Origin of the sequence: Flavobacterium croceum DSM 17960 (assembly GCF_002917885.1) — a bacterium.
GTDB lineage: Bacteria > Bacteroidota > Bacteroidia > Flavobacteriales > Flavobacteriaceae > Flavobacterium > Flavobacterium croceum.
In genome coordinates this window covers 1-2,601 of record NZ_PQNY01000065.1, presented here as the reverse complement: position 1 = coordinate 2,601, position 2,601 = coordinate 1, and the positions used below count along the sequence as shown (strand labels likewise).

The window sequence follows — 2,601 nt, the reverse complement described above, 5'->3', positions numbered from 1 at the left end:
TTTTTAAATTGAAATCTATTTTCACGAAAATGTTTATCTTTAGCAGAAATTAAATCGTTCGCTGGCTTCGCTTCTGCGTCAAGCCGCAAAACGTTGGGCGACATTGTACCGCAGAACGTGAAAATAGTACATAAATTTAATTATCTCAAAATCGATTCTTTACAAAACAATGAAAAAAATATTTTTAAATTCAATAATTATTCTCACTTCAATATTATCTGTTGCACAAACCGAATATAAAAATACTAAACCTTTGACAGAAAGTGAAATAAAAAATTCTTACATATTTAAAAATAATGAAGATAAATATAAGTCATCTGAATTAATCAAATCTATACCTGTTACAGATTATGATTTAACTAAAGACTTTTTAATCGAAATTGAAAAAGTATTAGAATCTACAAAAAGTCTTAAAAATCACGTTAAAGATACATTAGAATTAGAAACCTTAAATAAAAGCATATATCAATTAAATAATATTCAAAATAATATGACTTCTACAAGTAATATTTTATATTACAAAGCCATTATGAAGTATACAAATTATTCGAATAAAGTAACGATAGATACAATAAACGTTGAACCTATTATTGATTATTATGGAAAAGTTGGTGGCTATGAAAAAAATCGATTAAAATGGCTACGAAAAGCAAGAGAAAACGTAACTGAATTAAATCAATTACATGCACGTGAAAAATTTGAAAAAATCTGTTATGATTTAAAACCAATTCAAGAAAAAGAAAGCTACAGACTGTTAAAAATATCTGAAGAAGAAAAACAAAAAATTGAAAATCAAATTTATTCTGTTGAAGAACTTGACAAACTCCCAGAATTTCCAGGCGGTATTGATAAATTTTACAATAATATTAAACTTAAGTTTCAATATCCAGATGTACAAGAAGAAATTAAAGGTAAATTAGTTGTTGAATTTACAATTTATAAAGATGGTTCAACAGGAAATTTTAATATTATAGAAGATGTTGGTTTTGGATGTAGCGAAGAATTAATACGAGTAATTAAAATATTGCCTCGATGGATTCCTGCACAAAAAAATGGAAAATCCGTAAACACGAGATTTAAAACAGATTTAAAATTAAACAAACAAGCAGAATAATTTATGAGTATTTACGGAACATTTTATTTCACAAAAACAAAAAGTGGAAATTTATTAGGAGAATTTATAAATAACGGACTAAAAAATTTCATTGTTGAAAGTGCAAATATTAACGAAGGATTTTGCAAAGAAAAATTTGAAGCAGAATATACTACAAATTGGTTAGAAGATGAAAATACCTTTGCTTCAAAATTAATTATCGAAAGAGATATAGAAAACAAAAAAATGTTTAATTTAACTTGGCTTGATTTAAAAAGTGAGAAACCAATTTTTAGTGGAATTGGGTTTAAAAAGAAAAAAATATTAATTGGAAAATATTCCGACCAAAAAAACAACGATCGCCCAACAGCAGTTTGAAGAAATTGGGGTTTATGGCTAAATTTAAAGTTGGTTTTGTATTTGTAACGTTCAGTCTTTAACCGAAACTACTCGCCTACTTTTCCCCAACTTCTTCAAGCTGCCAAACGTTGCCTGCTATACGCGGAAAAATTCCGGAAGAAATTTTTCCTTGTTTATTAAAGAAAGAATAATGAATGTTTCAACTTCGTGGCTTTTCTTTTATTTTTTTTTTGGGATCTTTATCAGAAAATTACGGCTGAACGAAATCGGACAGAAAAACTAAAATGTAACAGAAAACTTGCGGAAAATTGTGTTTAAAAAGTGATATTTCAAACATTTTAAAAGGAGAAACTGAAAAGAAAATTTGAAACGTCGAAAGCGGATTTTTTTGAGAAGCGAAAGAAATTCGGAAAACTCGAAAACTGAAAGAAAAAAACTACTCGACTTGAAAGCAGAAAAAGCGCAGATTCGCACAGCAGGCAACAGCGGTTTGGCGCAATAGCTCAATTTCTCTTAAGTTGAAGTCCTTTTTTCACGAAAATGTTTATCTTTAACAGAAATTTAGCCGTTCGCTGGCTTCGCTTCTGCGTCAAGCCACAAAACGTTGCCTGCTATACGCGGAAAAATTCCGGAAGAAATTTTTCCTAGTTTCTTAAAGAAAGAATTATGAATGTTTCAACTTCGTGGTTTTCTTTCTTTTTTTCGGAACTGTATCAGAAAATTACAACTCAACGAAATCGGACAGTAAAACTGAAATCTAACAGGAATCTTGCGGAAAATTATGCTTAAAAAGTAAAATAGTGTGAAACAAAAAAACAGAAACGCCAAAAGCGGAAAACTTTTTTACAAGCGAAAGAAATTCAGCAAACTCGAAAACTGAAAGAAAAAAACTACTCAACTTGAAAGCAGAAAAAACGCAGATTCGCACAGCAGGCAACAGCGGTTTGGCGCAATTTGGGGTTATGGCTTTATTTAATGTTTGTTTTGTATTTGGATGTTTAGTCTTAAATCAATATATTGTGAAACACAAATCCCAACTGACGCCAAGCCGCCAAACGTTGCCTGCTATACGCGGAAAAATTCCGGAAGAAATTTTTCCTGGTTTATTAAAGAAAAAATTATGAATGTTTCAACTTCGTGGTTTTTTC

Annotated in this window: 3 protein-coding genes; all 3 read left to right on the top strand. The window is 29.8% G+C overall.

Going from position 1 to position 2,601, the window contains the following annotated elements:
* Positions 1 to 169: 169 nt before the first annotated feature.
* On the top strand, positions 170 to 1,114 hold the full coding sequence (locus tag Q361_RS14015; RefSeq protein ID WP_103727227.1) for an energy transducer TonB: 945 nt from the start codon (positions 170 to 172) through the stop codon (positions 1,112 to 1,114).
* 3 nt (positions 1,115 to 1,117) lie between these two features.
* The gene (locus Q361_RS14010) at positions 1,118 to 1,471 is read left to right on the top strand and encodes a hypothetical protein (RefSeq protein WP_103727226.1); all 354 of its coding nucleotides are present in this window, start codon (positions 1,118 to 1,120) and stop codon (positions 1,469 to 1,471) included.
* A gap of 881 nt (positions 1,472 to 2,352) precedes the next feature.
* A complete protein-coding gene (locus tag Q361_RS14005) occupies positions 2,353 to 2,577 on the top strand; it encodes a hypothetical protein (RefSeq protein WP_146047052.1) in 225 nt (74 codons plus the stop codon).
* Positions 2,578 to 2,601: the final 24 nt, after the last annotated feature.